The organism is Neisseria sp. HMSC070F02 (genome assembly GCF_001814225.1).
GTDB classification, from domain to species: domain Bacteria; phylum Pseudomonadota; class Gammaproteobacteria; order Burkholderiales; family Neisseriaceae; genus Neisseria; species Neisseria meningitidis.
Window position 1 is genome coordinate 1 of record NZ_KV815452.1, and the last position, 226, is coordinate 226.

The following is a 226-nucleotide window of genomic DNA, read 5'->3' on the forward strand; positions in this document are numbered from 1 at the left end:
AAAGCGGGAATCCAGCCCCCAACGCAACAGGAATCCATCGGAAAAAACAGAAACCCCAAAACCGTCATTCCCGCAAAAGCGGGAATCCAGCAAACGAAAAATCACAGGAATCCATCGGAAAAACAGAAACCAAACAGACAAGATTCCCGCCTGCGCGGGAATGACGCGGGAGCGGGGGTCGTCATTCCCGCGAAAGCGGGAATCCAGCCCCCAACGCAACAGGAAT

General features: G+C 54.0%; 1 protein-coding gene. It reads right to left on the reverse strand.

Features of this window, described 5'->3' with window-relative positions:
- Positions 1 to 226: hypothetical protein (locus HMPREF2959_RS12955; protein WP_210398733.1), on the reverse strand; the 226-nt coding region annotated here is incomplete at both ends.